Source organism: Sphingobium xenophagum NBRC 107872 (genome assembly GCF_000367345.1).
Classification (GTDB): Bacteria; Pseudomonadota; Alphaproteobacteria; order Sphingomonadales; family Sphingomonadaceae; genus Sphingobium; species Sphingobium xenophagum.
Map to the genome: position 1 here is coordinate 1 of NZ_BARE01000052.1, position 25079 is coordinate 25079.

General features: G+C 64.3%; 28 protein-coding genes. 21 read left to right on the forward strand and 7 right to left on the reverse strand.

What is annotated here, in order from left to right; genetic code table 11:
• The 3 genes from SX1_RS18510 to SX1_RS18520 form a co-directional block, all read left to right on the forward strand.
• Positions 1 to 709, forward strand: a 709-nt coding sequence (locus tag SX1_RS18510) for an EamA family transporter (protein ID WP_019054231.1), incomplete at its 5' end; no start/stop codon positions are given.
• Positions 710 to 797: 88 nt separating this feature from the next.
• Positions 798 to 2159 (forward strand): methyl-accepting chemotaxis protein, encoded by a 1362-nt coding sequence (locus SX1_RS18515; protein WP_017181984.1) that lies wholly within the window; start codon positions 798 to 800, stop codon positions 2157 to 2159.
• Positions 2160 to 2339: 180 nt separating this feature from the next.
• Positions 2340 to 2906, forward strand: coding sequence for a glycine zipper 2TM domain-containing protein (locus SX1_RS18520; RefSeq protein WP_026149921.1), 567 nt, complete (start codon positions 2340 to 2342; stop codon positions 2904 to 2906).
• 37 nt (positions 2907 to 2943) lie between these two features.
• Here SX1_RS18520 and SX1_RS18525 read toward each other — a convergent pair whose 3' ends face one another.
• Entirely contained in the window at positions 2944 to 3465 is a 522-nt protein-coding gene (locus SX1_RS18525; RefSeq protein WP_255209799.1) for a thermonuclease family protein, read from the reverse strand.
• A gap of 151 nt (positions 3466 to 3616) precedes the next feature.
• On the opposite strand from SX1_RS18525, the gene SX1_RS18530 reads away from it, so the two are divergent.
• Positions 3617 to 4030 (forward strand): globin domain-containing protein, encoded by a 414-nt coding sequence (locus SX1_RS18530; protein ID WP_019054234.1) that lies wholly within the window; start codon positions 3617 to 3619, stop codon positions 4028 to 4030.
• A gap of 9 nt (positions 4031 to 4039) precedes the next feature.
• Here SX1_RS18530 and SX1_RS18535 read toward each other — a convergent pair whose 3' ends face one another.
• Positions 4040 to 4327, reverse strand: coding sequence for a hypothetical protein (locus tag SX1_RS18535; protein WP_019054235.1), 288 nt, complete (start codon positions 4325 to 4327; stop codon positions 4040 to 4042).
• A 147-nt stretch (positions 4328 to 4474) separates the two neighbouring features.
• On the opposite strand from SX1_RS18535, the gene SX1_RS18540 reads away from it, so the two are divergent.
• From SX1_RS18540 to SX1_RS18560, 5 genes are read left to right on the forward strand one after another with little or no spacing between them, the layout of a single operon-like run.
• Positions 4475 to 4855: a RidA family protein gene (locus SX1_RS18540; RefSeq protein ID WP_017181979.1), complete on the forward strand. Its 381-nt coding sequence runs from the start codon at positions 4475 to 4477 to the stop codon at positions 4853 to 4855.
• 6 nt (positions 4856 to 4861) lie between these two features.
• Positions 4862 to 5218: an ArsC family reductase gene (locus SX1_RS18545; RefSeq protein WP_017181978.1), complete on the forward strand. Its 357-nt coding sequence runs from the start codon at positions 4862 to 4864 to the stop codon at positions 5216 to 5218.
• Positions 5215 to 6258: a glycerophosphodiester phosphodiesterase gene (locus tag SX1_RS18550; RefSeq protein WP_019054236.1), complete on the forward strand. Its 1044-nt coding sequence runs from the start codon at positions 5215 to 5217 to the stop codon at positions 6256 to 6258. Before SX1_RS18545 ends, SX1_RS18550 begins: the two co-directional genes overlap by 4 nt.
• A gap of 36 nt (positions 6259 to 6294) precedes the next feature.
• On the forward strand, positions 6295 to 6720 hold the full coding sequence (locus SX1_RS18555) for an RrF2 family transcriptional regulator (protein ID WP_019054237.1): 426 nt from the start codon (positions 6295 to 6297) through the stop codon (positions 6718 to 6720).
• A 38-nt stretch (positions 6721 to 6758) separates the two neighbouring features.
• Complete coding sequence (locus SX1_RS18560; protein WP_017181975.1) at positions 6759 to 7442, forward strand: MBL fold metallo-hydrolase; 684 nt, start codon at positions 6759 to 6761, stop codon at positions 7440 to 7442.
• 52 nt (positions 7443 to 7494) lie between these two features.
• On the opposite strand, the gene SX1_RS18565 is transcribed toward SX1_RS18560, so the two are convergent.
• Positions 7495 to 7926, reverse strand: a complete 432-nt coding sequence (locus SX1_RS18565; protein ID WP_026002195.1) for an MAPEG family protein — start codon at positions 7924 to 7926, stop codon at positions 7495 to 7497.
• Between the two features lie 208 nt (positions 7927 to 8134).
• Between SX1_RS18565 and rpmF the strand changes: the two genes are divergently transcribed.
• The 4 genes from rpmF to ihfA all read left to right on the forward strand — a co-directional run bounded on the left by rpmF (position 8135) and on the right by ihfA (position 10768).
• Positions 8135 to 8314 (forward strand): 50S ribosomal protein L32, encoded by a 180-nt coding sequence (rpmF, locus tag SX1_RS23905; protein ID WP_006957677.1) that lies wholly within the window; start codon positions 8135 to 8137, stop codon positions 8312 to 8314.
• Positions 8315 to 8381: 67 nt separating this feature from the next.
• Positions 8382 to 9404, forward strand: coding sequence for a phosphate acyltransferase PlsX (plsX, locus tag SX1_RS18575; protein WP_019054240.1), 1023 nt, complete (start codon positions 8382 to 8384; stop codon positions 9402 to 9404).
• Positions 9401 to 10369 (forward strand): beta-ketoacyl-ACP synthase III, encoded by a 969-nt coding sequence (locus tag SX1_RS18580; protein ID WP_019054241.1) that lies wholly within the window; start codon positions 9401 to 9403, stop codon positions 10367 to 10369. The genes plsX and SX1_RS18580 overlap by 4 nt, the downstream gene beginning before the upstream one ends.
• A 102-nt stretch (positions 10370 to 10471) precedes the next feature.
• Entirely contained in the window at positions 10472 to 10768 is a 297-nt protein-coding gene (ihfA, locus tag SX1_RS18585; protein ID WP_026149922.1) for an integration host factor subunit alpha, read from the forward strand.
• Positions 10769 to 10845: 77 nt separating this feature from the next.
• Here the strand turns inward: ihfA and SX1_RS18590 are convergent, their stop codons facing one another.
• Both SX1_RS18590 and SX1_RS18595 read right to left on the reverse strand, forming a co-directional pair.
• On the reverse strand, positions 10846 to 11313 hold the full coding sequence (locus SX1_RS18590; protein ID WP_019054243.1) for a low molecular weight protein-tyrosine-phosphatase: 468 nt from the start codon (positions 11311 to 11313) through the stop codon (positions 10846 to 10848).
• An 11-nt stretch (positions 11314 to 11324) separates the two neighbouring features.
• Entirely contained in the window at positions 11325 to 12776 is a 1452-nt protein-coding gene (locus SX1_RS18595) for a helicase HerA domain-containing protein (RefSeq protein WP_026149923.1), read from the reverse strand.
• Between the two features lie 81 nt (positions 12777 to 12857).
• On the opposite strand from SX1_RS18595, the gene SX1_RS18600 reads away from it, so the two are divergent.
• Positions 12858 to 14762, forward strand: coding sequence for a methyl-accepting chemotaxis protein (locus SX1_RS18600; RefSeq protein WP_241763595.1), 1905 nt, complete (start codon positions 12858 to 12860; stop codon positions 14760 to 14762).
• A gap of 64 nt (positions 14763 to 14826) precedes the next feature.
• Positions 14827 to 17529 (forward strand): phosphoenolpyruvate carboxylase, encoded by a 2703-nt coding sequence (gene ppc / locus SX1_RS18605; protein ID WP_019054245.1) that lies wholly within the window; start codon positions 14827 to 14829, stop codon positions 17527 to 17529.
• 117 nt (positions 17530 to 17646) lie between these two features.
• Here ppc and SX1_RS18610 read toward each other — a convergent pair whose 3' ends face one another.
• Positions 17647 to 18198, reverse strand: a complete 552-nt coding sequence (locus tag SX1_RS18610; protein ID WP_017181965.1) for an outer membrane protein — start codon at positions 18196 to 18198, stop codon at positions 17647 to 17649.
• A gap of 312 nt (positions 18199 to 18510) precedes the next feature.
• Here SX1_RS18610 and SX1_RS18615 point away from each other — a divergent pair, with 312 nt between their 5' ends.
• On the forward strand, positions 18511 to 19173 hold the full coding sequence (locus SX1_RS18615; protein WP_019054246.1) for a hypothetical protein: 663 nt from the start codon (positions 18511 to 18513) through the stop codon (positions 19171 to 19173).
• A complete protein-coding gene (locus tag SX1_RS18620; protein WP_019054247.1) occupies positions 19173 to 19859 on the forward strand; it encodes a hypothetical protein in 687 nt (228 codons plus the stop codon). Before SX1_RS18615 ends, SX1_RS18620 begins: the two co-directional genes overlap by 1 nt.
• A 108-nt stretch (positions 19860 to 19967) precedes the next feature.
• Here SX1_RS18620 and SX1_RS18625 read toward each other — a convergent pair whose 3' ends face one another.
• A complete protein-coding gene (locus tag SX1_RS18625; RefSeq protein WP_017181962.1) occupies positions 19968 to 20423 on the reverse strand; it encodes a peptidylprolyl isomerase in 456 nt (151 codons plus the stop codon).
• Positions 20424 to 20591: 168 nt separating this feature from the next.
• On the opposite strand from SX1_RS18625, the gene mgtE reads away from it, so the two are divergent.
• The 4 genes from mgtE (at position 20592) to SX1_RS18645 (ending at position 24781) form a co-directional block, all read left to right on the forward strand.
• A complete protein-coding gene (mgtE, locus tag SX1_RS18630) occupies positions 20592 to 22025 on the forward strand; it encodes a magnesium transporter (RefSeq protein ID WP_019054248.1) in 1434 nt (477 codons plus the stop codon).
• Positions 22026 to 22056: 31 nt separating this feature from the next.
• Positions 22057 to 22455: a DUF1489 family protein gene (locus SX1_RS18635; protein WP_019054249.1), complete on the forward strand. Its 399-nt coding sequence runs from the start codon at positions 22057 to 22059 to the stop codon at positions 22453 to 22455.
• 223 nt (positions 22456 to 22678) lie between these two features.
• Positions 22679 to 23584: a tyrosine-type recombinase/integrase gene (locus SX1_RS18640; RefSeq protein ID WP_019054250.1), complete on the forward strand. Its 906-nt coding sequence runs from the start codon at positions 22679 to 22681 to the stop codon at positions 23582 to 23584.
• Between the two features lie 3 nt (positions 23585 to 23587).
• Entirely contained in the window at positions 23588 to 24781 is a 1194-nt protein-coding gene (locus SX1_RS18645; RefSeq protein ID WP_019054251.1) for an IS91 family transposase, read from the forward strand.
• The last annotated feature ends 298 nt before the right edge of the window (positions 24782 to 25079 follow it).

The following is a 25079-nucleotide window of genomic DNA, read 5'->3' on the forward strand; positions in this document are numbered from 1 at the left end:
AGCCCTGCTTTTCTGCATCGGCGGCGGGCTGGCGCAGATCGTTGCGACCAACCTGCTGATCTTGGCATTTGGATACCGTAATTTCGTCGTCGGCACCGCTTATTCCAAGACCGAGGCGGTCCAGGGCGCGCTACTGTCCTTCCTGCTGATGGGCGAGCGTCTCTCGCCGCTGGCCTGGGGCGGGATCGGCTGCGGCGTGGTGGGCGTGATGCTGCTGTCGACCGGGGGCAGGCGCATGGGGGCGATGGATTTCGTCCGCGCGCTGGGCCAGCCCGCAGCCCTCTGCGGCATAGCGTCGGGATTTTTCTTCGCCCTGACCGCGATCGGCATCCGCCGCGCAACGCAGCAGGTGGACACGGGCGATGCGGTCCTGGCGGCGCTGGTCGTGCTGGTCGTGACGGTTGCGCTTCAGACCCTGATGCAGGGCGGCTGGCTGTTGGCGCGCGAATCAGGCGAAATGCGGCGCGTGTTCGCCACTTGGCGGGTATCGGGACAGGTCGGGATGCTCTCGGCCCTTGGATCGGCCTGCTGGTTCACCGGCTTTGCAACGGCGCCGGTCGCGCTGGTGCGGATCGTCGGACAGATCGAGGTCGCCTTCACCATGGGTTTTGCGCATTTTTACCTGCGGGAACAGATGCAGCGGAGCGAGGCCATCGGGCTGCTGCTGGTGGTGTCCGGCGTGGTGCTGGCGCTGGCCGGATCGCTCTGACGCATCGCTAATCTTTCCTTTACCATGTTGAGCTAGCCCTCGATCCGTGGGTAGCGAAACGAAATCCGAAACCGTTGCAAGAGCGGTTATGAAGGTGGCCAAATTGTCGGGCGACCTGGGCATACGCACGCTCGATCTACAGGCCGACATCAGCGAACTGGCCGACCGCGTAACGCAGCAGGCGCGCACGATCGAGGCGATCAGCGGCGCAGCGACGCAATTGTCGCACGATGGCGAAAGCGTGGCCAATGCCGGGCAGGATGCGCGTGCCAAGGCGGTGGCGGCCCGTTCCATCATCGACGATTCCGGGCGGCAACTCTCCGCCGCCAACCATGTCTTTGTCGATCTGATCGATCAGGTCAGCCGTATCCATGAGCGGCTGGACGGCTTTGGCGAAGCGCTCAAGACTGTCGCCCATGTCACCAATGTGATCAGCGGCATCGCGCGGCAGACCAATTTGCTGGCGCTCAATGCCACGATAGAGGCGGCACGCGCGGGCGATGCCGGTCGCGGCTTTGCCGTCGTCGCCGCCGAAGTGAAGAAACTGGCGCAGGAAACCGGCGCGGCCACGCACACGATCGAACAATCGATCGCGGCGTTGACCAGCGAGGCGGGCGGGATGCTCGACAGCATCAACCGCGGCGCGCAGACCGCGCGCACCGCGCAATCGGACACGCGCAACATAGAGGCGCTGGTGGAGCGGCTTGGCTCGCTCATGGTTGACCTGTCGAGCAATACCGAGGGCGTGGCCGAACGGATCGCGTCGATCGTGGGATCGGCGGGGGAAATCCGCACTGGCCTGGCCGCGCTGGCCAGCACATCGGCGGACAATGCGGGCGGGTTGCAACGCCTGTCGGGCCGCGTATCGACCGCCAGCGACGATACCAACATGCTGCTGCAATATCTGGCCGAAAGCGGGGTCGCGATTCCCGATTCGCCCTATATCAGTTTCAGCCTGGAATCGGCCGAGATCGTCAGTCGCGCGATGGAGCAGGCGATCGACAGCGGGCGGATCAGCGAAGCCGCGTTGTTCGGCGATCTGCCAACCCCTATTCCCGGCACCAATCCGCAGCAATATAGCCATCCCGTACAGGATGTGATGCTGCCCGCCGCGCGCGCGCAGCAGGAAAAGGCGCGCGCCTTCACTGGCCTGTTCGGCATGACCTTCACCGACCGCAATGCCTTTGGCGCGATTGCCATGCCCGAACGCGCCCATCCGCAGCGGCCGGGCGAAGATGTATGGAATGCCGAATATTCGCGGCAGGGCCTGATCTTTGATTTCGCCGATACGCGCGAACAATGCCGCACGACGCAGCCCTTCTGCATCAAGGCGTATCGTCGCCTGACCGCGGCGGGCGATGTCATCCTGCTCAAACAGGTGATCGCGTCGATCCATGTAAAGGGCCGACACTGGGGCATACTCCAGATGGCCTATCAGGATCAGGGCTGAGGCAGCGATTATCGGATCGCCTCTGCACGATCCCGCCATTCTCCCGATTGCACCATCGGTGCCCCGCTCCCCGCCTCATCCTGCTCCACGATGAACGGGTGGTTTTGTGTCGTTCATGCAACAAGCTCTATCGTCATGGGTTCTGACATTCACGAATATGCCCATGCAAAGGACCCTGCCATGACGTTCACTTTCAGACAGGCTATTGCTGCCCTGTCACTCGGCGCGATGACGCTGACCGGCCTGGCCGCAACGCCCGCTTTCGCCCAGCCGGGCCGCGATAATCGCGAACGGCGCGAGGATCGCCAGGACCGCAGGGCCGACCGCCGGGATGATCGCCAGGACCGACGCGCAGATCGGCGCGATGATCGCCGCGACTGGCGCCGGGACCGTCGGGACGACCGCCGCGTTGCCTATCGTCGGCCCGGTCGCGTGGTGTACCGCTATGACTGGAACCGCCCCGATCCGCGTTATGGCCGCAGCTACCGGCCCGACCGCTATTATCGCGCCGGCTATGCGCCGATCCGCGTCGATCGCCGCACCCGCATCTATCGTGGCTATGACGACCGCTATTATTGCCGCCGGTCGGACGGCACCACTGGCCTGATCGTCGGCGCGGCGTTGGGCGGCCTGCTCGGCAGCCAGATCGATCGCGGCCAATCCAATGTCGCGGGCATATTGATCGGCGGCGGCGCAGGTGCGCTGCTCGGCCGTGAAATCGACCGGGGTAGCCTGAACTGCCGCTAAGCGGGACGAAGGGGCGGGCGCTGCGCGTTCGCCCCGTTCAGCACCATCCGTGACGCGCGCCGTCCCATTCGCGTGCCAGCCCTTCGGCGACCAGCATCCCGCCGATCGATTCGCCGCCGCGTGTCACGACCCTCAGCGATCGACCATAGCGGTCCGTATCCCGGTCCCCGCTCTCCAGCGAGAACGCCCCCGCATTCATCAGCGCCTGCAACCGCTCCGTCGCCCGCGCGCCCAAAGCGCCCTCGGCGGCGCAGCGCGGCCCGTGGGTTTCGGGCGTGTCGATATCGGCGATCCGATATTTCTCGCCGCCAAACCAGAATGTGTCGCCATCGACGACGCAATTCACACCGCCCCCGCTATGGCAAAAGCCGAATTGCGCGGACAGCGCATCGGCGGCCATGCTTTGCCGGGGGTGCTCCAGGGGCGGCCAGGCACCGCGATCCATCCAGATCGGCCCGTACCAGCCAAGCAACAGGCCCAGACATAATGTGTAGATCAGCGCCGGGCCGCTTAAGCCCACGCTGCGCCGTCGCGCGCGTCCATATCTCTGTCTCGCCATGTCGTGACGATAGGCGGCTATTGGCAAAGGGGGCGTTAAAGCCGGTCCAACCTCTCGCCAATCCGGTGAGGATCGCGTTTGACGCGGATCAATGACGCGCGGTTCCAATGCGTCATGCTGGCCATTCCATCATCCGAAACGGAGCCAGTCGATGAACGCCGCCGCGCCGCCCAGCCCCTATGTCCGCATCGGCGGCGAACCGGTCGTCGCGGCGATCGTCAACCGCTTCTATGACCTGATCGAACAGGACAGCCTCTATGCTGACCTGCGCGCGGTTCACGCCGCCGATCTGGGGCCGGTGCGTTTGGGCCTGACACGTTTCCTGTCGGGCTGGCTGGGCGGGCCGCGCGACTGGTTCGCGCGCGGTCAGTGCGTCATGTCGTTGCACCGCGCTTTCCCCATTACGCCCGCACTCGCCGACGACTGGGCGCTGGCGATGACATGCGCGATTGCAGGTCAGCAGGATATGGACCCAGCGATCGGCGACGCAATGGCGCAGGCACTGGGTCACATGGCGCGCGGCATGATCAATTTCGCGCTCGACGGGAGTAGTGAGGCGGCCTGATCGACCCGATCAGTCCTCGCTGCTCTCCGCCCCGTCCTCATCATCCATTGCCGGTTCGCCGGCATAGGCGTCCATATCGATCTGGCCGGATCGGTTCATGGCGTTCATCGTGTCGACAAGGTCCGGTACGTCGTCGGGGATGATCTGGGCCGGATTGCCATGTCCGCCATGCTCGCTTTCCTCGCTGAGGTCGGTCGTCCGCGTCCGCGCGGACTCCGCTACATCCTGCGCCTGCGTGCCCGCCTCATTCTGTTCGCTATTCTCATCAATGTCATTATCGGGGATCGGATCGGCCATGGACGCTCTCCTGTAGCTGGTTCAATCCCGTCCCAACGGTCCGCACGGCACGCCGTTCCGCGTCGCCGTCGCTGAATCCACTGGACAGCATCAGGCCAAGGGGGCAAGGGCGGGCGCGATCCTTTCGCACTGCAGCAGGAATCCATCATGTCCCGCCAGCTTATTTCGTCCGGCTCGCCCTTTGAGGCGCAGGTCGGCTATTCCCGTGCCGTCGTCCAGGGTGACTGGTGCTTCGTCGCCGGCACCACCGGCACCGATCCGGAAACCAAGACCATGCCCGACAGCGTGGCCGAACAGGCCGCCAACGCGCTCAAGGTCATCGGCGCGGCGCTGGAGGAGGCGGGCTTTGCCTTTTCGGACGTGGTGCGCGTCACTTATTACATCACCGACCCTGCCTATTGGGACGAACTGGGGCAGGCGACCGCTCCTATATTCGGCACCATCCGCCCCGCCGCCAGTTGCGTCGTCGCCGGACTGATCAAGCCGAACATGAAAATCGAAATCGAAGTCACCGCATTCAAAGGGTAAGCCGCCATGATCACGATGTACGGCATCAAAAATTGCGACACGATCAAGAAGGCCCGCAATTTTCTCGACAATGAGCGCGTCTCCTACAGCTTCCACGACTATAAGGTGTCGGGCGTGGACAAGGCCAAGCTGGAGGAATGGGTGATGGAACATGGCTGGGAAACCATCCTCAACCGTTCCGGCACCACCTTCAAAGCGCTGGATGCCGGGGACAAGGCGCATATCGACGCGGACAAGGCCATCCTGCTGATGATGACCAACCCGTCGATGATCAAGCGCCCGATCCTGGACACGGGCAAGCAAACCATCGTCGGTTTCAAGGCGACGACCTATGAGAACGCCCTGGCAGGTGCCATAGCATGACCGGGCGGCGCCTGATCCGCGCCTGCCTGACGCTCCTGTTGCTCCTGTTGCCGGTGGAGATGGCCATGGCCGAACCCTTGTTGATCGCCCATCGCGGGGCCAGCGGCGAACGGCCGGAACATACGCTCGCCGCCTATGAGCGGGCGATTGACGAGGGCGCGGACTTTATCGAGCCGGATCTGGTGCTGACGAAGGACGGCATATTGGTCGCCCGCCACGAAAATGAGATCAGCGGCACGACCGATATTGCCGATCACCCCGAATTTGCCGATCGCAAGACGACCAAGACCATTGATGGCGCAGCGGTCACCGGCTGGTTCACCGAGGATTTTACCCTGGCCGAACTGCGGACCCTGCGTGCGCGCGAACGGCTGCCCATGCTGCGCCCCGCCAACACCCGCTTCAACGATCTCTATCTCATCCCGACATTTGAAGAGATATTGAAGCTGGTCCGCGCCAAGGAGGCGGAAGCGGGGCGCCGCATCGGCCTCTATCCCGAAACCAAGCATCCCAGCTATTTCGCCGGGATCGGACTGCCGCATCAGGCGCCGATGCTCGCGCTGCTGGAACAATATGGCTATCTGACGGAGGCCGACCCGGTCTTTATCCAATCGTTCGAGGTCGGCAATCTTCAGGCCTTGCGCGCCGCCACCCGGCTGCGGCTGATCCAGTTGATCGATAGCACCGCTGGCCCGGCAGACCGGCCGGACCTGAGCTATGACGGCATGATGAGCGTCGAGGGGCTGCGCGCGATCGCCGACTATGCGGACGGCATCGGTCCTTCCACCAATCGCGTACTGGCCGACAGCGGCGCCACCGCGCTGGTGGGTCAGGCGCATGATGCCGGCCTGCAGGTCCATGTCTGGACCTTGCGGATGGAAAATATGTTCCTGCCCACCCAGTATCAGCGGACCGACGACCCGGAAGGACGGGGCGATTTTGCGGGCTATGTTCGCGCCGTGGCGGCGACCGGGGTGGACGCGGTCTTCACCGATTTCCCCGCCCAGGCACGCGCCGCGCTGGAGAAAGCCGCGCCCTGACTTGTCAAACGCATCGGCTGAGCGAATAACGAAAATATGCTGTCCCAAAAGACCCGTTATGCCATCCGCGCGCTCCAGCATCTGGCCGACCGCTATCGTCAGGGACCGGTGCCGCTGAACGAGATTGCCACGCGCCAGAATATTCCGGGCAAATTCCTGACGGTGATCCTGTCGGAATTGTCGCGCGAAGGGCTGGTGGCGACGCAGCGGGGCAGGGACGGGGGCTATTGGCTTGCGCTTGCCCCGGTCGACATCAGCTATGGCGACATTGTCCGCCTGACCCGCGGGTCGCTCGCGCTCACCCCCTGCGCCAGCCGCTTTGCCCATGAAAGCTGCACCAACTGCCTGCCCGAATCGGAATGTCGCCTGCACCGGGTGATGCTTCGCGTGCGGGATGAAACCGCGCGGGTGCTGGACGGGATCAGCCTGGCCGAGCCGTTCGCGGCGCTGGGTGAGGCATAGGCCTTGCGCCGACCGCGTCGCTTCGCCACATCGGGCCTATGACGACATCCCCGCAAGCTACGTCCCAGCAGGACCGCCCGCTCAGGGCAACGCTGATCCCGGTCACCCCGCTCCAGCAGAACTGCACGCTTTTCTGGTGCACCGCCACCATGCGCGGCGCGTTCGTCGATCCGGGTGGCGACCTGCCGGTGTTGAAGCAGGCAGCGGCGCAGCATGGCGTGACGATTGAAAAACTGCTCGTGACCCATGGGCATATCGATCATTGCGGGCAGGCGGGCGTGCTGGCCCGCGACCTTGGAGTACCTATTGAGGGACCGCATGAGGATGACCGCTTCTGGATCGACAAGCTGGCGCAGGATGGCGCGCGCTGGGGCGTGCCGGGCGAAAGTTTCGAGCCGGACCGCTGGCTGGTCGATGGCGATCAGGTGACCGTGGGCGATCTGACCCTCGACGTCCTCCATTGCCCCGGCCATACGCCCGGCCATGTCGTGTTCCACCACGCCCCCAGCAAGCTTGCCATCGTCGGCGATGTGCTGTTTCAGGGGTCGATCGGTCGCACCGATTTCCCGCGCGGCAACCATCAGCAATTGATCGACGCGATCACCGGCAAGCTTTGGCCATTGGGCGGGGATACAGCCTTCGTTCCCGGCCATGGCCAGATGAGCAATTTTGCCCATGAGCGCCGCACGAATCCCTTCGTCGCCGATTCGGTGCTGGGCTGATCCTCGCCGATATGGGGATGTGACGGGCGCCCGCAGTCAGGCGCCCCATCCTTTATACATGGGCGGATAGCGCGGGCGGCGCCGGCATCTCCCGCGTGGCGGTATAGGCGATCGTCAGCGCCGTGATCGCCAGGCCGGCCGTCACCAGCCATGTCAGCAGCGCACCGCCAGCCCGCCAGGGGGTGGGGGCTTCGGCGTCCATGCCAAACGCATGGGCCACACGGGCCACGATATAGACCAGCGCGCCGATCCACAGCCATAGCGAAGCGCCAACCGCCAGTTCGACCACCAGGAACAGGATCAGCACGATCGGGGTATATTCGACAAAATTGGCGTGCGCCCGCATCCGCCTGGCCAGCAACGTATTGCCCGCATCGCCATGCAATATTTTACCCGAAATACGAATCCGCGCGCATCGCGTCGCTATCCACAGATTGAGCAGCGCGCAGGCCGCGGCGAAGGTCAGCGTGATCGGCAGGAGCATCGATTTTCCCTTCATTTCTATGCCCTGCACCCTAGCTGCTGCGGCTTGGCAGGCAAGGAAGGACTTGCGCCCCGATCAAAAAGCGCTATAGGCGCAGGGCTTCGCGATCACCCAGGGCCGCATGGGTCTGCGGCGCCTGTGGCGTCAGCTTTCATGTTGGATCTGGCCGTTCGCACAACCTGATAGATTTACGGAACAAGGTGCCGATATGGCTGTCCCCAAAAGGAAAACGTCCCCCTCCAAGCGCGGTATGCGCCGTAGCCACGATTCGCTGCGCGTCGAAGCGTTCCAGGAATGCTCCAACTGCGGTGAACTCAAGCGTCCCCACAATCTGTGCGGCGCCTGTGGCCATTATAACGGCCGCGAAATCGTCGCCGTCGGGGCGTAACGACTTTTCGATCTCCGCAAAGGGGTGATCTAGGGTGTCCAGCCAGCCGCGAATCGCCATAGACGCGATGGGCGGGGATGAAGGCGTGCGGTTGATGATGGCGGGTGTGGCGCTCGCCCGTCACCGCCATGACGGGCTGCGCTTCACCCTGTTCGGTGACGAAACCCGCATCAAGGCGGCGCTCGACAACCATCCCAATTTGCGCGCGGCGTCCGACGTCGTCCATGCCGATACCGTCGTCGATGGCGCTGACAAGCCGAGCGTTGCGATTCGCAAGAAGAGCAGCTCGATGAGCATGGCCATAGCGGCCGTGAAGTCGGGTGACGCCGGTGCAGCCGTGTCGGCGGGCAATACCGGTGCGCTGATGGCCATGGCCAAGCTGGCGCTGCGCACCATGCCCGGCATTGATCGGCCCGCACTGTCGGCCCTGTTGCCCACGCGTGGCGACAATGACGTCGTCATGCTCGATCTGGGCGCGAACACCGAATGCGACGCCCGCAATCTCGTCCAGTTCGCGGTGATGGGGGCAGCCTATGCCCGCATCGCATTCGATCTGGAGCGGCCGCGCGTGCGCCTGCTCAACATCGGTACCGAAGAGCTAAAGGGTACGGATGAAATCCGCGACGCTGCGGCCATCCTGCGCGCTGCGGACGTCCTGCCGATGAGCTTTGACGGCTTTACCGAAGGCGACAAGATCAGCCGGGGCGATACCGACGTCATCGTGTGCGACGGTTTTTCCGGCAATGTCGCGCTCAAGACGATCGAAGGCACGGCGCGCTTCGTCACCGACGTACTGCGCAATGCCTTTACCAGTTCGATCCGTTCGAAGATCGGCTTCCTGATCTCGAAACCCGCGATGCACCTGCTCAAGCATCATCTTGATCCCAACAATCATAATGGCGCGGTATTTCTGGGCCTCAATGGCGTGGTCGTCAAAAGCCACGGGAGCGCGGACGCCAAGGGCATCGCCAACGCGGTTCATGTCGCCGCCCGCCTGCTGGAAGAAGACATCACCCGCCGCATCGCGGCCGACATGGCCGCCGTTCAGGCGCTTATTGCCTCGTCGAAGCTGGAGCAGCCCGTCAAGTGATCCGTCGTGCGATTCTCCTGGGGACCGGATCGGCGCTGCCGGCGCGTGCGGTCAGCAACGCGGAACTGGCACAGACCGTCGATACCAGCGACGAATGGATTGTCGAGCGCACCGGCATCCGCAATCGCTATATCGCGGGCGATGGTGAAACCACCGCCTCGCTGGCGGCCGACGCGGCGCAGGCCGCTCTCGATGCCGCGGGCGTTGCGGCGCAGGACATCGACCTTATCATTCTGGCGACCGCGACCCCGGACCAGACCTTCCCCGCCTCCGCTACCAGGGTGCAGGCCGCGCTGGGCATCGATGATTGCGTCGCCTTTGACGTCGCGGCCGTCTGCTCCGGCTTCCTTTACGCCATGACCGTTGCCGACAGCATGATCTGCTCCGGCGCGGCCCGGCGCGCGCTGGTGATCGGTGCGGAAACCTTCAGCCGTATTCTCGACTGGGAAGATCGCACCACCTGCGTCCTCTTTGGCGATGGCGCTGGCGCAGTCGTGCTGGGCGCGGAGGAAAGCGCGGATGGCGCGCGCGGCATATTGGCCAGCAAGCTGCACGCCGATGGCCGCCACAACGGCCTTCTCTATGTCGATGGCGGACCGTCCACGACGCAGACCGTGGGCAAGCTGCGGATGAAGGGGCAGGAAGTGTTTCGCCACGCCGTGGTCAATCTCGCCTCGGTGCTGAACGAAGTCATGGCGACGGCGGGCCTGTCCAACAGCGATATCGACTGGCTGGTGCCGCATCAGGCCAATGCCCGCATCCTGGACGCTACCGCGCGCAAGCTCAAACTCTCGCCCGACCGGGTTGTCGTGACCGTCGATCGCCACGCCAATACCTCTGCTGCGTCGGTGCCGCTGGCGCTCGATTGCGCGGTGCGCGACGGCCGGATCAAGCCGGGCGACCTTATCGTGCTCGAAGCGATGGGCGGCGGCTTCACCTGGGGTGCCTGCGTCCTGCGGGTCTGATCCCGCAAAATCACGCAACCTTGCCAAAGCCCTGCGAATCCCGCACATTCCCGCAAAGGCCATCCGACTATGGTGGCCCAAGGGGTGGAAATGGGGAATCCGATGACGGGCACAGGCACATTAACGCGCGCAGACCTTGCTGAAAGCGTCAACCGCCACGTCGGCCTGTCGCGGGCCGAAGCGGCAGCGCTGATCGAATCGATCCTGGGCCATATGTCCGACGCGCTGGAGCGCGGCGAAAATGTGAAGATTTCGAGCTTTGGCACTTTCGTCCTGCGCGACAAGACCCAGCGCATGGGCCGCAATCCCAAGACCGGGGTGGAAGTGCCGATCGAACCGCGCCGCGTCCTGACCTTCCGCGCCAGCCAGACGATGCGGGATCGCGTCGCAGGCGACTGACGGGCGCTAGTGGATTGATTTTGACATTTGCATCTCCTGGCGGCTGGGATGGGTTTGCAAATGTCAAAATCGGACCACTAGGATGGCTGGGTGCGGAGTTTCGCGACGATGGCCCGCGCCGCGCGGGTTACATCGTCCCATGTCTGCGCAAAGCCTGCCTCGTCGCCATAATAGGGATCGGTCACGCCGCTCCCCTCCCGTCCCGGTACCATATCCATCAACAGCGCCAGCGTCGCGCTTCCGTCGGATGGCCGGATACGGCGCAGATTTTTGAGATTATCGCCATCCAGCGCGAAAATATGTGCGAAGCTGCGGAAATCGGCGGCGCGCACCTGACGCCCGCGATAGCCCGATATGTCGATGCCGTGGCGCTGCGCCTGCCGCACCGCGCGCGGGTCCGGCGGACAATCGAAATGCCAGTCGCCCGTTCCCGCCGAATCAACGATGATGTCCAGCCCGGCCCGTTCCGCCTCCGCCCGCAACGCAGCCTCGGCCAGGGGCGACCGGCAGATATTGCCCAGGCACACGAACAGGACGGATGACATGGTTGGGGCCGTCATCCCTCCGCCACCGCCGTCGACAGGCCCAGTCCCGGTACGCCGATGGAGCGCTTGCCCGAAAAATCGGTGCGCGCGACGATGACGCCCAATTTCTCCATATAGTCGATCAACCGGCGCACCCGCCCCGGTGAACTGGTGCCATAGGCCCGCGCCAGCGCCGCATCGTCCGGGCAGGGCTGGCCCTGCATCGCGGCGCGCGCGATCAGCAGGAAGGGGGCCAGCATATCCTCCGGCAATGGGTCCGCCGCGCGCATCGCCGGTTCCCAGCGGACGTCGGCTGCATCCATCATCCCCGCCTGCGCCATGGCAAAACGCTTGCGGAAGGCTGGCAGGTCCAGCGGCGGGGTACGCAGCCCCTTCATCCGACAGCGGACGCCAAAATCCTGATACAGCGTCGCTATGCTGGGCGTTGCATCGCCCAGATCGGCGACGATTTCCTCCAGCACCGTCATTACCACCGGCTCATTCTGGCCGAAATCCAGTTCAGGCGCGGCCGGCCGGGCCTGTGGCGAATCGGCCAGCGCGCGGATGATGTCCTCGGCGGCGCGGGGCGGGGGATCGGCACGGGGCGGCGCGACCGGCACGGCGTCCGCCGCTTCGGGGGCGAACAGCAATTCCTGAAAATCCTCGCCGCTGGTGACGGGGGGCGCCATCAGCTTGTGCGTGCCGCCCCGAGTGCTGGTCTTGACCGCCCCGATCTTTACCGCGACCGGACGTCGGCAGATCGCCGGACCCAGCGCCAGGAACCGTCCGCGCTCCAGATCGCGGATCTGCTCCGCCTGCCGCCGCTCCATCCCCAGCAGGTCGGCGGCGCGCGCCATGTCGATGTCCAGAAAGGTGCGCCCCATCAGAAAGTTGGAGGCTTCCGCCGCGACATTCTTGGCCAGTTTCGCAAGCCGCTGGGTTGCGATGACCCCAGCCAACCCGCGTTTGCGCCCCCGGCACATCAAATTGGTCATCGCCGCCAGCGATACCCGGCGCGCCTCGTCCGATACGTCGCCAGCGGCGGCGGGCGCAAACATCTGCGCCTCGTCGACCACAACCAATGCGGGATACCAATGGTCACGCGGTGCATCGAACAGGGCGTTGAGGAAAGATGCGGCGCATTTCATCTGGGCGTCGATTTCCAGCGCTTCCAGGCTCAGCACCACCGACGCGCGATGTTCGCGTATCCGGGTCGCCATCTTGACGATCTCGCGCTCATTATAGTCGCCCGCATCGATCACCACATGGCCATAGCGGTCGGCCAGCGTGACGAAATCCCCTTCCGGGTCGATCACCACCTGCTGCACCAGCGGCGCGCTTTCCTCCAACAGGCGGCGCAGAAGATGCGACTTGCCCGATCCCGAATTGCCCTGGACGAGCAGCCGGGTGGCAAGCAATTCCTCCACGTCGACCAGCACGTCCTTGCCGTGGCTGTCGGTTCCTATGCTGATGCTGGCGGTCACGCTCGTCCTTTGGCCCAGCGGACCGGGTTGGCGCAAGAACTTGCTCACCAATTTTCAACCTGTGCCCATTAACCGGGGAGGATGGTTAAGAATCCCCTCCTCGTTCGTGTCCGCGACATGATGCGCAAACGTGCATTGCTGGCGGGCAGCAACAATCTGGGGGATACGATGGTGCCGCTTGGCGGCGTCATAATGCTGGCCTTGATCGGCACGGCCATTCTCCTTGGCCTGCTCAGCGCCCAGATCGAACGCAATGCCGACGCCTATCTGCATCGCGTCGTCAATGGTGCGTTGCTGCGTGAGCGGGCCGCGGTGGGCGATGCTGTCATGGCGTCGGCGCGCTGGGACGATGCGGTAGGTCATGTCTATGGCGATTTCGACAGGCAATGGGCCGAAAGCAATCTGGCGACGGAAGTGGCCGATTCCTACGTACTTGACGTCCGTGGACGGACGATCTGGTCGGCGGCGGGCAGCGAACTGCCCCGGCGCGCGCGCCGCCTGCCGCTGGACCAGGCGCTGGACCTGCCGGTACTGCATGAACTGATGACGGCGCTGCCGCAGAGCCACCGCGCCGCGCTGGACGAGCGCAAGGCCGTTGTCCGTTTCGTGCGGTTGCAGGGTCAGGCGGCGATCCTGGGCGTCCGCGCGATCACGCCGTGGAAAGACGTCGCTCACTTGCCGTCCGGGGATGTGCGTTATCTGGTGCTGACCAAACCGATCGACGCCAAATTGCTGGCCGACATGAGCCGCACCAATCAATTGCCGCTGCGCTGGAATGTCGGCACCACCGGCGACACCGAAAACGGTATTCGGGTCAAGGATGTCACCGGGCGGGTGCTGGGGCAGGTGGAATGGCGCCGATCATCGTCGGGGGCGAAGGCGTTGCGCCAGATCATGCCCGCCGTCGCCATCATCGTCCTGACATTCCTGGCCATGTCGGGCTGGCTGGCATGGCGTCTGATGGCGGCGCATCGGGCCTTGCGCAAGCAGGTCCAGTTGTCGCGCGATGCGGAAAGTGAAGCGCGCTCCGCCGCCGAACAGGCCAGCAAGGCGCTGGTGCAGGCTGAAGCGGCCCGGCAGGCGTTGGCCGCCAGCGCCGATCAGGTCGCGGCGGAGGAACGGCGACATCAGGAAGAATTGCGGCGCAACGGTCGCGTGATAGCCGAAGCGCTGGAACGGTCCATGGCCCTGCTGGTGACGCAGCTGTTCGAAACGGCTGCCGCGCTGGAACATAGCGCCGACGATACGATGCGCACGATCGACGAGCAGCAGCGGCACGTCGATACCGTGACGGCGCGCGCGCGCGATACCGCCGGATCGGCCCAGGCGATCGCCGCGACCATTGACGATCTGACGGCATCGATCGGGGCTTTCACCGGCACTGCCTATGATATCCGCGAATCGGCGGCGAGCGCCAGCGGACAGTCGGCCGCCGCCCACCACGCCAATGATAATCTGCGTCGCCATGTCGGCAGCGTCAACGAAGCGACGAAGCTGATCGCGGAGATTACCGGCCAGACCAACCTGCTGGCGCTCAACGCCACGATCGAGGCAGCCCGCGCCGGAGAGGCGGGGCGCGGCTTTGTGGTCGTCGCCAACGAAGTCAAGGCGCTGGCGGCCCAGACGGCCCAGACCACACGGGAGATTCAGGCGCGCGCGGATGGGATCGAACAGGCGGCGGAACAGACCTTCGCGCTTGTTGGCTCGGTCGATACGGTCCTGGCCAGTCTGGTCGAGACGATCGGTGCGGCTGCCTCCTCCGCCCAGCAACAGCTTGCTTCGGTTGAGGATATTCAGCGCGTTTCCCGTTCGGTCGCGCTGGATGCGGGCGCCACCAATCAGGCGGTCGACGCGATTTCGCATGCCCTGCGGCATTCGGCGCAGGCCGCCGCCGCCACCCGTGCCCAGGGCGCGGCCGTACGACAGGGTGTGGAACAAGTGCAGGCAGAATTCGGCCGGCTGATCGAGGCGCTGAAGGCGGCTTGAATCGCGCAGCGCAAACGATGGGAAATGCTTGACCCTTTTACTGTTGCAATGCAGCATCGTTTCCATGGCGACTCTCTCCTCATCACCGTCCGCTCCTGCGATCACGCAGAACCCCGACATCCGCTATCTGGGGCGCCTGCTAGGCGATGTGATTCGCGCCTATGGCGGGGATAGCCTCTATCGCCAGACCGAATATATCCGCTCCGCCTCGGTCGATCGGGCGCGCGGCATACAGGGCGCGGACCTTGTCGATACCGGGCTGGACGCGCTCAGCCTCGACGACACGCTCAACTTCACCCGCGGCTTCATGCTGTTTTCGATGCTCGCCAATCTGGCCGAGGACCGGCAGGGGGTCGCGGCGGACCCAGGGGCCGATGTGGCGTCGGCGATCGCCCGGCTCGATTCGCATGGAATCGATCGTGACGCGGTTCTGGGGCTGCTGGCGCATTCGCTGATCGTCCCCGTTCTCACGGCTCACCCGACCGAGGTGCGGCGCAAGAGCATGATCGATCACAAGAATCGCATTGCTGATCTGATGCTGCTCAAGGATGCGGGTCGCCAGGAAACGGCTCATGGCGAAAATCTTGATGAGGCGATTTTTCGCCAGATCGCCCTGTTGTGGCAAACCCGTCCGCTGCGCCGTGAAAAACTGTTCGTCGCGGACGAGATCGACAATGTGCTCACCTATTTCCGCGACATATTCCTGCCTGTCCTGCCCGCCCTTTATACGCGGTGGGAGCGGGTGCTGGGCGCGCGCCCCCAAAGCTTCCTGCGGGTCGGCAGCTGGATCGGCGGCGACCGCGACGGCAATCCCTTCGTGCAGGCACCCCAACTGGAATTCGCGCTCAAGCGTGGCGCGCAGGCGGCGCTCGCTCATTATCTCGATGCGCTGCATGCGCTAGGCGCGGAACTCTCGCTGTCGACCGAACTCGCCCATGTGCCGCAGGCGGTGCTGGATATTGCCGACGCCAGCGGCGACGAGTCGCCCAGTCGGCAGGACGAACCCTATCGCCGCGCCATTTCGGGCATCTACGCCCGGCTGGTCGCCACCTATGTGGCGTTGACCGGGGATCAGCCTCCGCGTCCCTCCAGCCTGAAAGGGCAGGCCTATGCTAGCCCCGCCGATTTCCGCCGCGATCTCGTCACCGTGGCCCAAGGGCTGGCGAGCGAGGGCAATGGCGCGCTGGCGACGGGGGGCGCGCTTGGCCGTCTGATCCGTGCGGTCGAAACCTTCGGCTTCCATCTTGCCACGCTCGACATGCGCCAGAATAGCGACGTGCATCAGCGCGTCGTCGCTGAACTGCTGAAGGTCGCGGGGGTCGAGCCGGACTATGCCGCGCTCGACGAATATGCCCGTATCGCACTGCTGCGCCGGGAACTGGCCAATAACCGCCCGCTGGGGTCGCGCTTTTCCGACTATTCGGAGGAAACCGCGTCTGAACTCGCGATCGTCCATGCCGCCGCCGAAGCGCACCGCATCTATGGCAGCGCCTGCATCACCCATTATATCATTTCCAAGGCGGAAAGCGTGTCGGACCTGCTGGAGGTCAACATCCTGCTCAAGGAAGCCGGCCTGTGGCGCGCCGGCGTAGAAGGTTCGCCGCCCCAGGCGTCGATCATGTCGATCCCGCTGTTTGAAACCATCGCCGATCTGGAAGCTGCGCCGCAGATCATGTCGGCCTATTTCGGCCTGCCCGAAATAGCTGGCGTCGTGAAGCAGCGCGGCCATCAGGAAGTGATGATCGGCTATTCGGACAGCAACAAGGATGGTGGCTACATCACATCGACCTGGAGCCTGTTCAAGGCAAGCAAGGCGCTGGAGCCGGTCTTTGCCGAAGCCAGCGCGGCAATGCAGCTGTTCCATGGGCGTGGCGGCGCGGTCGGGCGCGGCGGCGGTTCCGCCTTCGCCGCGATCCAGGCTCAGCCGCGCGGCACCGTGCAGGGGCGCATCCGCATCACCGAACAGGGGGAGATGATCGCCGCCAAATTCGGATCGCGCGACGTCGCCATGACCAATTTGGAGGCGATGACGAGCGCGACCCTGCTCGCCAGTCTGGAACCCGAAGGCATTTCGGACAAGGACGCGGCGCGTTTTGCAGGCGCCATGGACGAACTGTCGCAAAACGCCTTCAATGCCTATCGCGATCTGGTTTACGGGACGGAGGGCTTCAAGGAATTCTTCCGGCAGCTAACCCCGATTCAGGAGATTGCGGGCCTCAAGATCGGCTCCCGTCCCGCCAGCCGCACCAAAAGCGACCGGATCGAGGATTTGCGCGCCATCCCCTGGGTGTTCAGTTGGGCGCAGGCGCGCGTCATGCTGCCGGGCTGGTATGGCGTTGGCCATGCGATCGCAGCGTTCGAGGACAAGGCGCTGCTCGCCGACATGGCGCAAAGCTGGTCTTTCCTGAAGTCGGCCATGGGCAATCTGGAAATGGTGCTGGCCAAATCGGACCTGGGCATCGCGGCGCGCTATCTGCCGCTGGTCGAAGACCAGGCGATGGCCGAACGGCTGTTTGGCCGTATCCGTGACGGCTGGGCATTGACCCATGACGGGCTGATGGCCGCGACCGGGCAGAGCCGCCTGCTGGAAAAGAATCCGACGCTGGAAACGTCCATCCGGCTCCGCCTGCCTTATATCGAACCGCTCAATCTGCTTCAGGTCGAATTGTTGAAGCGCCACCGGGCGGGCGAGGATGATCCGCGGATCAAGGAAGGCATCGAACTGTCGATCAACGCCATCGCGACGGCGCTGCGCAACAGCGGATGAAATGGAAATCCGGAACGGCGGCAGTCCAATGCGCCGTTCCGGACCCAGTCCCTGATCAGGGCGAAGCCTGAGCGGGGATCGGCTGGTGGGGCGGGCCGTTACAGCCCGCCCGATCCTTTAGAATTTCGCGACGACACCCGCCATCGGACGGATCGACCGGAAATTGCCCAGCGTGTCTGCCTGCACCCGGAAACGGATGTTGCTGCTGGCGGCCGAACCGCCCATATCAGCCGCCGACAGCTCGACGCCCGCGCCATAGGTGGTGCCATGGAAATCCGGGCTATCGGGGCCAAGCGCGTCGAAATTGACCCACTTGTAACCGACCTTGCCGAAAATCAGGCTGTCCTTGCCCGCCTTCACGCCGACCCGGCCAGCCGCGCCATATTCCCAGTCGATGTCGCCCGAAACGCCCTTGGACGCGGACCCTTCGACGCCGACGACCAGCGGGCCAGCGACATTATAGTTCACGCCAGCGACGCCTTCGACCATCCGGCCCTTATAGCCGACCGGAGGAATGCCTTCCTTGCCGGTTTCGCTATCGAAATTATGCACACCGCCCATCACGCCGACATAGGGCTCGATGCGGCTGGGGGAACCAGCCTGATCCTGCGCCATGGCGGCGGGAACGAAGGACGCGGCAGCAACTGCCGTCAAAAGCAGTGTCTTCATGGGTATGACCCTTTTCTGTTGTGGATTGGTGCGACGGTGTGGACCCGCCGGGTCGCACGAATGAGCGCTACAAGCGGCTCAGGCGACGCGGGATAAATGGCCGGCCTTGCCCGAAGGTTTCCTGAACGGATTATAAATATCGCGCAAAACGCGATTATGTGGCGGAAAAAACACGCTTTCTGTCACCCCGATGAACGAAATCCCACTTATCTGAACCTGCGATAAACACGCGGCTGCCCTGCCAAATCCATTCACAACCAATTCAACCGCCGGGCGTTACGTCATCATCAGATGGGAAAGAGGAGAAAGACGATGACGGGCTTCCGACATCGGATTCTGGCCGTGATCGGACTGGCAGGCGCGCTGGCACTGGGTGGCTGTGCCTATGACGATGGCTATGGTTATGGCGGCGTGAGTGTTGGCACCGGCTATTATGGCGGTGGCGGCTATTATGGCGATGGCTATTATGGCCCGACTGGCTATTATCAGCCCGGCTTCTACAATGGATGGTATGATAATTTCTATTATCCCGGCACCGGCTATTATGTCTACGACCGCAATGGCCGTCGCCAGCGCTGGAACGACCGCCAGCGCCGCTATTGGGAGGGCCGCCGTGCCGAGCGGCGCGATGACCGGCGCGACGACCGACGCTATGGTCAGTGGCGCGGGCGGGATCGTGACGGGCGCGATGGCCGCTGGCAGGGCCGCGATGGCCAGCCGGGCACGCCGGGCACTGGCAACTGGACCAATCGTCCCCGCCCGTCGCAGGGCACGGACAGTCCGCGCGGTCGCGGCAACTGGCGCGGCAATGATGCCGTGCGCCCGACCCCGCAGCCGGGTCTGCGCCAGCCGCAGGGCCGCCCGCAAATGAACCAGCCCCGCCCGCAACGCAATTGGGGCGCCCGCCCGGCGCCATCAGAACGCGCCGTTCGCTCGCGCGCGCCCGGCGCCTCGCGGCAGGAACGTCCTGACTGATGCGGGGTTCGGTAAAGGCTATCATCCTGCTCCCCCTCCTGTTCGTCGCGGCCTGCGACGGACGGGAGGAGAGTGCGATCGACAATCTCGCCAATGGCGCCAATGCGACCCAGGTAGAAAATAATGTCCGCGCTGAGGCGATGGCGGTCATGGAACCGCTCAACCCGCCAGCGCCGGGCACGCCGGGCGGCTTGCCCGACGACCGGACGCCGCTGGAAGAAGGGGCGATCGACCCCGGCAGCGGCCAGGGGGCGGCACAGGTCGTGCAGGGCTATTTCGCGCTGCTGGAGGAAAAACGGTTCGAGGACGCACAGGATTTGTGGAATCCGACCGGTGCGATCGGCCAGCAGGACGACGCGCATTTCGTCGCGCGCTTCCGTGGCTTTAGCGAGATCCACGCCAATATCGGCGCGCCGACCGAGCCGGAGGGTGCGGCAGGATCGCTCTATGTCAGCGTGCCGGTGCAGATTTACGGCAGGCTCGCGGCCAATGGCAAGCCCTGGTACGCGCTGCGGCAGGCCATATTGCGCCGGGTGAATGACGTCCCCGGATCAACCGCTGAACAGCGCCGCTGGCATATCGAAAGTTTCGGGCCTTATACGCCGCCAACTGTCGACGCAGCCGATAATGCCGCGCAGGCGACACAGTCCGTTTCCCCAACCGACGGGATGGCGGCGAAGCGCTGATTCATGCTCGCGCGGGCCGCTCGTTCCTCGACGGAGCGAAGCCTGTGATCGCATCCATAAAAAAGCCCGCCTCCAAGGTCCGGAGGCGGGCTTTTTCATTCAGCAAAGTCAGGCGACGCTTGCCTTGACGATCTTGCCGGGCGTGCGCGGCGGCTCGCCCTTGGGCAGCGCGTCGACATGCTCCATGCCCGACGTCACTTCGCCCCAGACGGTATATTGGCCGTCCAGGAAGGTCGCATCGTCGAAGCAGATGAAGAACTGGCTGTTGGCGCTGTTCGGGTTGGACGAACGCGCCATCGAGCAGACGCCGCGCAGATGCTTTTCGCGGCTGAATTCGGCCTTCAGGTCCGGCTTGTCGGGGTGGCCGCCCATGCCGGTGCCGGTCGGGTCGCCGCCCTGCGCCATGAAGCCGGGGATGACGCGGTGAAACACGACGCCGTCGTAAAAGCCTTCCTTGGCGTTTTCCACGATGCGCGCGACATGGCCGGGCGCCAGGTCGGGCCGCAGCTTGATGACGACGTCGCCGCCACTGTCGAGGCTAAGGGTCAGGGTATCGTCGGCCATGAAAAATCCTCTCTTTGGGGGATGGGGTAGTGCTGGCACCCATATAGAGGCTGTAAGTCACGATGGAAGCCCGTGTTTTGGGCTTCTGGCCCGTCTGCGCCATTGCAATTATATTGTGCATGGGCGAAAGGATCGGAATGCAACAGGAACCGGACAGTAGGGGGCGCCATGAGCGAGCGCGGCGACATAGCCCAGCCCCTGTTGGACGGGGATGATGTAGAGGAAGCGATCGCCGCTGCGGCGGAATCGCGCCATGATGAGGATGATCGGCTAAAGCCCGAATTCGTCTCCGCCGTGCTGGACGCGGTGGAGGAAGGCGAGGCCGAACGTGCGCGCGACCTCGTCTCGCCGCTCCATCCCGCCGACATTGCCGACCTTCTCGAACTCACCCCGGCCGACCGGCGCGGCGAGCTGGCGACGGCGCTGGGCGATCTGGTCGGCGCGGAAGTCCTGTCCGAACTCAATGACTATGTCCGCGACGACCTGATCGGTGATCTGGCGCCCGAACAGGTCGCGGAATTCGCCTCCGAACTCGATACCGACGACGCCGTCGCCATGATCGAGGATATGGAGGAGGCCGACCAGCAGGCCGTCCTTGAGGCGCTCGACCCGGAAGATCGCGCTGCGATCGAAAGCGCTTTGTCCTACCCGGAGGAGTCCGCCGGTCGCCTGATGCAGCGCGATCTGGTCGCGGTGCCCGAACATATGACCGTGGGTCAGGTGATCGACTATCTGCGCGACAATGGCGACCTGACGACCGATTTCTGGGAAATCTATGTCGTCGACGCCATGCACCGTCCGATCGGCTATTGTCAGCTCAGCTGGATTCTCACCTGCCCGCGCAGCGTCGCCATGGCCGACCTGATGAAGCGCGAACAGACGCTGATCCCGGTCGACATGGATCAGGAGGAAGTCGCGTTGCGCTTCCAGAAATATGCGCTCATCTCCGCCGCCGTCGTCGATGGCAGCGGGCGGCTGGTCGGCATGATCACCGTCGATGACGTCGTCCACATCATTTCCGAAGAAGCGGGCGAGGATATTCTGCGCCTGTCGGGCGCGGGCGAGGGTGACATCAACGAACCGATATTGATGACCGTGCGCGCGCGCCTGATCTGGCTGGTCGTCAACCTTGGCACCGCCATGCTCGCCGCTTCGGTCGTCGGCCTGTTTGAAGGGACGATCGCGCGCTTCGCGATGCTGGCGGCGCTGATGGGCATCGTGTCGGGCATGGGCGGCAATGCGGGGACGCAGACGCTGGCCGTGGTCGTGCGCGCGCTTGCCACCAATCAGCTGACCAGTTCCAACACGGTGCGGATGATCGGCCGGGAATTCCGCATTGCCGCGACCAATGGCGCGGCGCTGGGGACGCTGATCGGCATCGGCTCCTACATCATCTACGGGCGGATCGACCTGTCGCTGGTGTTCGGCGCGGCGATCCTGACCAATAATCTGGTCGCGGGGCTGGCAGGCGTGCTGGTGCCGATCACGCTGGAACGCAATAATGTCGATCCCGCCGTCTCGTCCGCCGTGTTCGTGACGATGATGACCGATTCGCTGGGCTTTTTGAGCTTCCTGGGGCTGGCGACCCTGTTCCTGCGTTGAACCGCGACGCGCGCGTCCCCAGATCGCCGCCATGCCGCTGCACATGACCAAGATCGCCTTCCAGAGCGAAAGTCCCGCCAGCCTGAAAGCCTGGCTGGAAAGCCACGCCGATGAAGCGCGGCTCACCACCCGCTATCTGCCCAAGCGGGTCGAGGAAATGGCGGGCGGATCGCTCTACTGGATTCACGGCCACCGCATCGTCGGCCGCAGCCCGATCCTGGGCTTCGCCGAAACCGGGCAGGGCCGCCACTGGATCCGCCTCGCGCCGACGCTGATCCCGGTCCATCCCATGCCAAAGCGCGCCCATCAGGGCTGGCGCTATCTGGCGCAGGAGGACGCGCCGCGCGACCTGGGCGAAGGGGAGGAAGATGCCACCGCCGCCATGCCCGCTGCGCTGCTGGGGGAACTGGCGAAACTGGGGCTGGTGTAGATGCGCGTGCCCTTCTCCCCGCCGGGGAGAAGGATATGAAGCCTTACCGCACGTAGTGCGGTTAGGCGCAGTTGGAAGAGGGGGAGCGTCCGCTAACGACCAGTGCACGAACCCGCTGCGCGGGAGAGTCGCTTGGGGTGACGTAGCGTAGTATAGTTCGGGCTTTGCGAGCGGCGATGTTGCCTCGCGACCGTGGGGTTCCTTTAACGGAAAGGAACTTACCATGGATGCCATCACTTCCCAGACCCCGAGCAATTCTCTGCGCGATCGGATGTTGCAGGACATGACGATGCGTGGGTTCGGCGAGCACACGCAAAAGGATTACATTCGCCATGTTCGGCGCTTCGCCAGCTTTCTCGGCAAGTCGCCTGATCTTGCCACGATCGAAGACCTCCGGCGGTTTCAGATTGATCAGCATGAGCGCGCGGTCGGTCCTGCATCGATCAATGGAGCTGTATCGGCACTGCGCTTTTTGTTCGGCATCACCCTCAAACGACCGGAGATGGCGCTGGGGCTAGTCGTAGTTCGCTTCACACCCAAATTGCGGGTGGTCTTGAGCGTCGAGGAGACGGCGCGGCTGCTCGAGGCGGCGCCAGGCATCAAGTACAAGGCAGCCCTCAGCGTGGCCTATGGCGCGGGCCTGCGCGTCTCGGAGGTCGCCCACCTCAAGGTCGATGACATCGACAGCACCCGGATGCTGATCCGCATCGAGCAGGGCAAAGGTCGCAAGGACCGCAACGCCATGCTCTCACCGCATCTGCTGGACTTACTCCGTCAATGGTGGCGCGAAGGCAAACGGCGCGGAGTGATGTTGCCACATGGTTGGTTATTCCCCGGCCGTACCGGCACAGATCCGGTCTCAGCGCGCCAGTTGCATCGCGTCGTGCAGGAATCGGCCGAGCGTGCCGAGATCCACAAGCGGGTAAGCCCGCACACCTTGCGGCATTCGTTCGCCACTCACCTGCTCGAGCAGGGTGTCGATATCCGCGTCATCCAGGTCCTGCTCGGCCACGTGAACATCAATACGACCGGGATCTATACCCAGGTCTCCAGCAAGACCATGAGGGCGGTGGCCAGCCCGCTCGACCAGATCGTTGCCGTGATGGAAGGTAGGGCACCTCCCGGGTGAACCGTGCGCGCCTCACTCGAGGTCGCCGACATCTTCCGTAGCGCTGGGCCGGCCTATCGCGCAGCCCATGCCGGGCATCTCAGCATCGGCCAGCTCAAGGTCATGACGGCGATCGAGAACTGCCGCACCGCCGCGCTGGGAGGTCACGTCGAAGCCTGCGATGATTGCGGGCACTGGCGGATCGCCTATAACTCCTGCCGCAACCGGCACTGCCCCAAGTGCCAGAGCGCTGCCGCGCGCACTTGGCTGGCCGCGCGCGAGGCCGATCTGTTGCCAGTGGGCTATTTCCACGTCGTGTTTACGCTGCCTGCCGAGATCGCCGACATCGCATGGCAGAACAAGGCGGTGGTCTATGACCTGCTGTTCCGCGCTGCCGCGGACACGATGCTGACCATCGCAGCCGATCCCAAGCACCTCGGCGCGCGGGTAGGGATCACCGCTGTCTTGCACACGTGGGGATCGGCGCTGACCCACCACCCGCATGTGCACATGATCGTACCTGGCGGTGGCATCGCGCTCGACGGCACGCGATGGATATCATCGCGCCCTGCGTTCCTGCTGCCGGTGCGTGTGCTGGGCGCCTTGTTCCGCCGGCTGTTCCTCACCCGCCTGTTGGCGCTGTTCGACGCCGGCAAGCTGTCCTTCTTCAGCGCTCAGGCACATCTCGCCGCGCGCAGGGCGTTTCTGCGCCATCTCTCGCCCATCCGAAAGAAGCGCTGGGTGGTCTATGCCAAGCCGCCCTTTGCCGGGCCGCAGGCGGTGCTGGCTTATCTCTCGCGCTACACGCACCGCGTTGCCATCTCGAACCGCCGCCTCATTGCGTTCGACGAGACCAGCGTGACGTTCCGCTACAAGGACTACCGCCGCGCTGCTGCTGAACGACAGCAGGTCATGACGCTTGCGACGCATGAGTTCATCCGCCGCTTCCTGATCCATGTCCTGCCGCGCGGCTTCCACCGCATCCGGCATTATGGCCTGCTCGCCAGTTCAACGCACAAGAACGCCATGACGCTCGCCCGCAGGTTGCTGGGCGTTGCTGCGCCGATCGAGGAACCTGCATCCGACGAACTGCTAGATCACCGCCCGGCATGCCCATGCTGTGGCGGGCACATGACAATCATCAAGGCCTTCGCCCGCTGGTGCCAGCCCCGCGCGCCGCCGCAATCAGCAGCGTCCATCCGGGAGAATACGCCATGATCCGGCATGGCCCATCCTGCATGACGGGCACGCTCATAGCGCACTGGCCGACGACCCAGCGCGTGCCCATCCCGGAATTAGAGCGGGTGGCTTGCACAGCGACCTTCATAACAGACGCAGATCGCGATCTGACGCTGCACGATATTACGCTCATTACGCCGGCGGGTGCACTTCCGCAGCGGAAGCACATACCCTCCAGAACCATCCCACAGCCGTTTTACCCATAGACCAGCGCATGGGGCCCGCGGGTTCCTGCATTGGAGGCTTTCGTACGCAAGCGCCCGAAACCCTTCGCAGA

Coding starts and splice junctions, on each gene's coding strand:
- SX1_RS18530 (WP_019054234.1), top strand. CDS start 3,617: ATGAACGCCGCCGCGCCGCCCAGCCCCTATGTCCGCATCGGCGGCGAA.
- ppc (WP_019054245.1), top strand. CDS start 14,827: ATGGCGACTCTCTCCTCATCACCGTCCGCTCCTGCGATCACGCAGAAC.
- SX1_RS18610 (WP_017181965.1), bottom strand. CDS start 18,198: ATGAAGACACTGCTTTTGACGGCAGTTGCTGCCGCGTCCTTCGTTCCC.
- SX1_RS18635 (WP_019054249.1), top strand. CDS start 22,057: ATGCCGCTGCACATGACCAAGATCGCCTTCCAGAGCGAAAGTCCCGCC.
- SX1_RS18535 (WP_019054235.1), bottom strand. CDS start 4,327: ATGGCCGATCCGATCCCCGATAATGACATTGATGAGAATAGCGAACAG.
- SX1_RS18560 (WP_017181975.1), top strand. CDS start 6,759: ATGACGACATCCCCGCAAGCTACGTCCCAGCAGGACCGCCCGCTCAGG.
- SX1_RS18525 (WP_255209799.1), bottom strand. CDS start 3,465: ATGGCGAGACAGAGATATGGACGCGCGCGACGGCGCAGCGTGGGCTTA.
- SX1_RS18550 (WP_019054236.1), top strand. CDS start 5,215: ATGACCGGGCGGCGCCTGATCCGCGCCTGCCTGACGCTCCTGTTGCTC.
- SX1_RS18625 (WP_017181962.1), bottom strand. CDS start 20,423: ATGGCCGACGATACCCTGACCCTTAGCCTCGACAGTGGCGGCGACGTC.
- SX1_RS18590 (WP_019054243.1), bottom strand. CDS start 11,313: ATGTCATCCGTCCTGTTCGTGTGCCTGGGCAATATCTGCCGGTCGCCC.
- SX1_RS18515 (WP_017181984.1), top strand. CDS start 798: ATGAAGGTGGCCAAATTGTCGGGCGACCTGGGCATACGCACGCTCGAT.
- SX1_RS18620 (WP_019054247.1), top strand. CDS start 19,173: ATGCGGGGTTCGGTAAAGGCTATCATCCTGCTCCCCCTCCTGTTCGTC.
- SX1_RS18520 (WP_026149921.1), top strand. CDS start 2,340: ATGACGTTCACTTTCAGACAGGCTATTGCTGCCCTGTCACTCGGCGCG.
- SX1_RS18540 (WP_017181979.1), top strand. CDS start 4,475: ATGTCCCGCCAGCTTATTTCGTCCGGCTCGCCCTTTGAGGCGCAGGTC.
- SX1_RS18640 (WP_019054250.1), top strand. CDS start 22,679: ATGGATGCCATCACTTCCCAGACCCCGAGCAATTCTCTGCGCGATCGG.
- SX1_RS18600 (WP_241763595.1), top strand. CDS start 12,858: ATGGTTAAGAATCCCCTCCTCGTTCGTGTCCGCGACATGATGCGCAAA.
- plsX (WP_019054240.1), top strand. CDS start 8,382: ATGGGCGGGGATGAAGGCGTGCGGTTGATGATGGCGGGTGTGGCGCTC.
- SX1_RS18565 (WP_026002195.1), bottom strand. CDS start 7,926: ATGCTCCTGCCGATCACGCTGACCTTCGCCGCGGCCTGCGCGCTGCTC.
- rpmF (WP_006957677.1), top strand. CDS start 8,135: ATGGCTGTCCCCAAAAGGAAAACGTCCCCCTCCAAGCGCGGTATGCGC.
- ihfA (WP_026149922.1), top strand. CDS start 10,472: ATGACGGGCACAGGCACATTAACGCGCGCAGACCTTGCTGAAAGCGTC.
- SX1_RS18555 (WP_019054237.1), top strand. CDS start 6,295: ATGCTGTCCCAAAAGACCCGTTATGCCATCCGCGCGCTCCAGCATCTG.
- SX1_RS18615 (WP_019054246.1), top strand. CDS start 18,511: ATGACGGGCTTCCGACATCGGATTCTGGCCGTGATCGGACTGGCAGGC.
- SX1_RS18545 (WP_017181978.1), top strand. CDS start 4,862: ATGATCACGATGTACGGCATCAAAAATTGCGACACGATCAAGAAGGCC.
- mgtE (WP_019054248.1), top strand. CDS start 20,592: ATGAGCGAGCGCGGCGACATAGCCCAGCCCCTGTTGGACGGGGATGAT.